Origin of the sequence: Dietzia sp. DQ12-76, assembly GCF_014145045.1 — a bacterium.
In the GTDB taxonomy this organism is placed as follows: Bacteria; Actinomycetota; Actinomycetes; order Mycobacteriales; family Mycobacteriaceae; genus Dietzia.
The window spans coordinates 1-5339 of sequence record NZ_JAALDV010000302.1; the positions used below are offsets into that span (position 1 = coordinate 1).

At 69.0% G+C, this 5339-nt stretch carries 6 protein-coding genes, 1 tRNA gene and 1 other RNA gene; 7 read left to right on the forward strand and 1 reads right to left on the reverse strand.

From position 1 onward, the window contains the following. Positions 1 to 223 precede the first annotated feature (223 nt). The 6 genes from ftsE (at position 224) to G6019_RS10750 (ending at position 3999) form a co-directional block, all read left to right on the forward strand. Positions 224 to 913: a cell division ATP-binding protein FtsE gene (ftsE, locus tag G6019_RS10725; protein ID WP_107755981.1), complete on the forward strand. Its 690-nt coding sequence runs from the start codon at positions 224 to 226 to the stop codon at positions 911 to 913. Further along, positions 913 to 1815 (forward strand): permease-like cell division protein FtsX, encoded by a 903-nt coding sequence (gene ftsX, locus G6019_RS10730; RefSeq protein WP_182613807.1) that lies wholly within the window; start codon positions 913 to 915, stop codon positions 1813 to 1815. Before ftsE ends, ftsX begins: the two co-directional genes overlap by 1 nt. 59 nt (positions 1816 to 1874) lie before the next feature. Further along, positions 1875 to 2384 (forward strand): SsrA-binding protein SmpB, encoded by a 510-nt coding sequence (gene smpB / locus G6019_RS10735; protein WP_107755983.1) that lies wholly within the window; start codon positions 1875 to 1877, stop codon positions 2382 to 2384. A 102-nt stretch (positions 2385 to 2486) separates the two neighbouring features. Beyond that, positions 2487 to 2860, forward strand: a transfer-messenger RNA (tmRNA) gene (gene ssrA, locus G6019_RS10740). Between the two features lie 189 nt (positions 2861 to 3049). Then, positions 3050 to 3793: a DsbA family protein gene (locus G6019_RS10745; RefSeq protein WP_182613808.1), complete on the forward strand. Its 744-nt coding sequence runs from the start codon at positions 3050 to 3052 to the stop codon at positions 3791 to 3793. A gap of 133 nt (positions 3794 to 3926) precedes the next feature. Next, positions 3927 to 3999, forward strand: a tRNA-Ala gene (locus G6019_RS10750). Between the two features lie 103 nt (positions 4000 to 4102). Here the strand turns inward: G6019_RS10750 and G6019_RS10755 are convergent. After that, a complete protein-coding gene (locus tag G6019_RS10755) occupies positions 4103 to 4609 on the reverse strand; it encodes a VOC family protein (protein ID WP_107755985.1) in 507 nt (168 codons plus the stop codon). 84 nt (positions 4610 to 4693) lie between these two features. Between G6019_RS10755 and G6019_RS10760 the strand changes: the two genes are divergently transcribed. After that, on the forward strand, positions 4694 to 5339 hold a 646-nt coding region (locus G6019_RS10760; protein WP_241725994.1), incomplete at its 3' end, for a DUF6597 domain-containing transcriptional factor.

Here is a 5339-nt window from a genome sequence, read left to right on the forward strand (position 1 = left end):
AGCCGACGACGTCCCCGGCCCCCGCTCGGCCCGGGACCCCGACCACGCAGCAGGCCCCGCAGGGGACCCAGACCCAACCCCAGACCGGGCAAGGGGGCGCGGCCGCCGGTCCGACCGCCGACGAGCAGACCTCGCCGTAGAGGCTCCGGGTAGCGAGGTGCCCGCCGCACGAGGCGACCCGAGTCGCCTCCACATGTTGCAGGAGTAACGCTAGGCTGCTCGTGTGATCAGTGCTTCCCATGTGACCAAGTCGTACGCGTCCTCGACGCGCCCGGCTCTGTCCGACGTGAGCGTCGAGATCGCCGAGGGCGAGTTCGCATTTCTCATCGGCGCGTCCGGGTCGGGAAAGTCGACGTTCCTGCGTCTGCTGCTCCGCGAAGACCGGCCCGATTCCGGGACCCTGGTCGTCGCGGGCCACGACCTCACCAGGATGAAGGCGTCGTCCGTACCCACGCTGCGCCGCTCGCTCGGTTGCGTCTTCCAGGACTTCCGCCTCCTGCCGAGCAAGACCGTGGCCGAGAACGTGGCCTTCGCGCTCCAGGTGATCGGCACCTCCCGCCGCACGATCGACAAGGTCGTCCCCGAGACGCTCGAGATGGTCGGACTGGCCCGTGAGGCCGGACGTCGGCCGCACGAGCTCTCCGGTGGCGAACAGCAACGCGTCGCCATCGCCCGGGCGTTCGTCAACCGGCCGCGGTTGCTGCTCGCCGACGAGCCGACCGGCAACCTCGACCCCGAGACCAGCGAGGACATCATGCTGCTGCTCGACCGGATCAACCGGACCGGCACCACGGTCCTCATGGCCACGCACGACCGCCACATCGTCGACCGGTCGCGGCGCCGCGTCGTGGAGCTGGTCGACGGGATGGTCGTCCGGGACGACGCCAGCGGCACCTACGGGGTGGGACGCTGATGGCCGCGCGGTTCATCGCGTCCGAGGTCGGGCAGGGGCTGCGCCGGAACCTGTCCATGACGCTGGCCATGATCATCACCACCGCCGTCGCGTTGGCGATGCTCGGCGCCGGCGTATTGGTGGTGATGACCGCCTCGGCCAGCCAGGCGAAGTACGACTACCTCAACGAGTTCCGCGTCTACGTGGACCGTCCCATCTCCATCGAGGACCCCGACTGCACCGCCGCGTGTGGCGAGATCCGGGGCCGGCTCGAGAACACGGCCGGCGTGGCGTCGGTGGAGTACAAGAACCCGCAGGAGACGTATGAGGAGTTCGTCGAACTGTTCTCCTCCACCGACCCCGTCCTCGTGGAGTCGACCTCGCCGGACGCCCTCGGCTCGCGGTTCACCCTCACACTCGACGACCCCACCCGGGCCGAGTCGGTGGCCGCGGAGCTGGAGGCGATCGCGGGGATCGAGGTCGTGCAGGGCCAGGGGGAGTTGGTCGAGCGCGTGTTCTCGGTCCTCGACGGCATCCGGAACGCCGCGTTCGCCGTCGCGGTGGTCCAACTCCTGGCCACCGTGTTGCTCATCGCCAACATGACGCAGATCGCGGCCTTCACCCGCCGGACCGCGCTCGGCATCATGCGACTGGTGGGCGCGAGCCGCTGGTACACCGAGCTCCCGTTCGTGGTGGAGGCCGTGCTCGCATCGGTGGTCGGTTCGCTGCTCGCGGTCGGCGGCCTACTGGGGGCCAAGGTCGTGTTCCTCGACAGGGTCCTGGCGGAGGCGTACCGGGCGAACCTGGTGGAACGGATCACCACCGCCGACATCCTGATGCTCGCTCCGGGTCTGATCGTGGCGGGCGCGGTCGTCTCCGCCCTCACGGCGTGGGTCACCCTGAGGGCCACGGTTCGGCAGTGATCCCGCGCTGATCTAGACTGGGGGATCTGCCCGACGGACGGACGAGGAGGTGAACCGGCGTGGCCAAGAAGAACAAGAAGAAGGGCGCGTCGACCCTCGGCCGCGACGGCAGCGTGGTCGCCAGCAACCGCAAGGCCCGCCACGAGTACTCGATCCTGTCCACCCACGAGGCCGGCATCGCGCTCCTGGGCACGGAGATCAAGAGCATGCGTGAGGGACAGGCCTCGCTGGTCGACGCGTTCGCGACCATCGACGACGGCGAGGTGTGGCTCCGCGGGCTCCACATCCCCGAGTACTCGCACGGGAGCTGGACCAATCACGCGCCCAAGCGGGCCCGCAAGCTCCTACTGCACCGGCGCGAGATCGATTCCCTCGTCGGCAAGGTGCGGGACGGCAACGCCACTCTGGTCCCCCTGTCCCTCTACTTCGTGAACGGACGGGTGAAGGTCGAACTGGCCGTCGCTCGCGGTAAGCAGGCGCACGACAAGCGGCACGACATCGCCAGGAGGACCGCCGAGCGCGAGGCCGTCCGCGAGCTCGGCAGGAAGATCAAGGGCATGCACGCGTGATCCGGTCGCGCAGGGGTGGTGTGGAGACGGACATCACCCTGGCGACTCGACCTCGGTCGGGGTAAGATCGGTGGTCCGTCGATGAGAGTCGGCGGTCCTGACGGGGCTGATGTGGTTTCGACTACGTGAGTTGACGCAGGGGAAGCGTGCCGGTGCAGGCCAGAGACCACCGTAAGCGTCGTGGCAACCAATTACGCGCCGATACCAATCAGCGCGACTACGCCCTCGCTGCCTGATAGCGAGCCCGTAGTCTGTCGGCCCGGGGTCGCCCTCGCCCCGGTCACCGGCATCATCTAGAGGGATCACCGGCTCACCCGGTCACGGGGTGGGTCGGGACATCCAACAGTGACTGGGATCGTCATCGCCGACATGTCCGCATGAGGGCGAGATCCGAGTAGAGGCCAACGCGGACTGCGCACGGAGAAGCCCTGCCGATGCTGCGGAGGACCCGGGTTCAATTCCCGGCAGCTCCACCATCGGGCCGAGCCCCCGGTCGACCATCGACCGGGGGTTCGGTGCATTTCGACGGTCCTCCCACCTGCCAGCACCTGCCAGCACCTGCCAGCACCTGAAAGAGGACTCAGGCGGCTTCGGTACCCTCGCTGTAGTCGCCGCTCGTCCCGAACGGGCCGACGATGTCCCAGTAGAGAAAGGCCCACGCCCACGTGAACGCCAAGTCCGCAGGCAACAAGAGCACCAAGGTGCTCCAGACCAAGAAGAACAACGGCATGCTGATCACGGTCGCGGCGCTGATCGCCGTCGCCGTATTGGTCCTCGGTGGCGTGGTGTGGATGGCCCAGCGAGGGGGCGAGGCCAACCCCATCACGTTCGGTGAGACGGCGGATGAGCTGATCGAGATCTCGGACACGGGCGTGATCACGGTGGGGGAGGAGGCCGCTCCGACGGTCCAGATCTGGGAGGACTTCATGTGCCCGGCGTGCGCCTCGTTCGAGAGGCAGTACGGCGTCCCGATCGCAGAGGCCGTCGAGGCCGGTGACCTGCGGGTGGAGTACCACACCCTCAACTTCCTCGACCGCCAGTCGGCCTCGGGCGAATACTCCACGCGGGCCATCGCCGCGGTCCAGTGCGTCGCTGCCAAGGACTCGATGCCCACCTTCTTCGAGGTCAAGAACGCCTTCTTCGCGCAGCAACCCGCTGAGGGCGGGGGCGACCGTTCCGCCCGGGAGCTTGCGTCCACGGCCGAGGCGGCCGGCGCGAACGCGGACACCGTCGAGTGCATCGGCAACGTGGAGACCAACGGCGGGATGGAGAAGGCCTCGGACACCGCCGACAACTCGCAGGACAGTATCCGTGAGGTCACCGACCGCGTCTCCACGCCCACCGTCGCCTACGAGGGTGAGGTCGTGGAGTTCGGCGACCCGGCCTGGCTGGACAACATCATCTCCTGACCCGGGTCGACGCGGATCGCCTCCGGCCCCGCCCGTCCAGGGCGGGGCCGGAGGCGATTTGGAGGGCCGAAGCGGGATGGTGTAACTTTGGTCGGGCCGGTCGCCGAGAGGTGAACGGCAGGAGAATGAGCACGGGGCTATGGCGCAGCTGGTAGCGCACCACACTGGCAGTGTGGGGGTCAGGGGTTCGAGTCCCCTTAGCTCCACCCGGAGGACCGATCCGGCGACGGACGGTTCGCACTGATAGGAGCCCGGCCACTGGTCGGGCTCCTATTCATTTCCATGGTGGGTGAGGGCGTGACCGCACGGCTATCCCTGCTGCGCGGCCCACTCGGCGACGCGTCGCGCGCTCTCCGACTCGGACAGGTCCTCGACGCGCGTCATGATCGACCAGCGCACGCCGTAAGGGTCCACGATCGAGGCAAACCTGTCGCCGGAGACGAACTCGCTCACCGGCTCGCGGACCGTCGCGCCGGCCCTGACCGCGCGGTCCACCACCTCGTCGACGTCCGCGCAGTACAGCCCGAGCGAGTAGCAGGCCACCCCTCCGGAGGGTGCGGGCACGAGCCCGTAGTCGGGGCTCGGCTCGCCGAACTGCAACCGGCCGTTGCCGAAGTCGAGTTCGGCGTGGACGACGACCCCTCCCATCTCCGTCACGTCGACCACCCGGGCGCCGAAGACCGAGGAATAGAATTCGACGGCCCCCTTCGCGCCCTCGATCGCGAGAAACGGAGTGAGGCTGGTCGAGCCGTGGGGGACGCCGTCGGTGGTGTGCTGCCCGGTGGCCCCGGTCCGGGGCGAGGTGGTGTCGGTCATGGGATGACCCTAGAAGTGCCCGCACTTTGATGGCTTGAAGATTCGCGACGTCAGTCGAGGCGGAGGAGTGAGGGAGGGGAGAGGATGTCGGAGCTCGCAGATCGGCGCGGAGTGCTCTACCCGGACCGGTTGCCCACCTTCCACCGCCAGGAGGCCCCGGTCGACCTGCGCGACCGCATCCGGTGGTTCTGGATCCCGCGGTGGAGTCTGCCGCCGGGCAGGACCTCCCGGCAGGAACTCCTTCCGTTTCCCGCGTCCAACCTCGTCGTCGAACCCTCCGGCGTGACCCTCTCCGGACCGACGACCGGCATCTCCCACCGTGACCTCAGTGGCAGCGGGTGGGCGGTCGGAGCCCTGCTCCGACCCGCCGGGTTGGCCTCCCTGTCGACCGCGCCGCAGGAGCTCCGCGATGCCGAGACACCGGTCGAGGCAGCAGAGTTGCATCGCGCCGTCGGCGCGGCGATGGGGGAGGCGGACGACGTCGTCGACCAGCCGCGACCATCCGACCAGCGCGGGGTCGACCAGTGCGACCACCAGCGCGAACCCCTCGCGCGGGACCGGGCGGTGCGCGCCTTCTCGGCCTGGGCCGCCGCGACCCTGGCGGCGCCTGGTGCCGACGGGATGCTGGCCAACGCCATGGAGGATCTCATCGCCTCCGACCGGTCGATCGTGCGGGTGGACCAGGTCGCCGCGGCCCTGGGGATCTCGACGCGTGCCGTGCAGCGGCTCA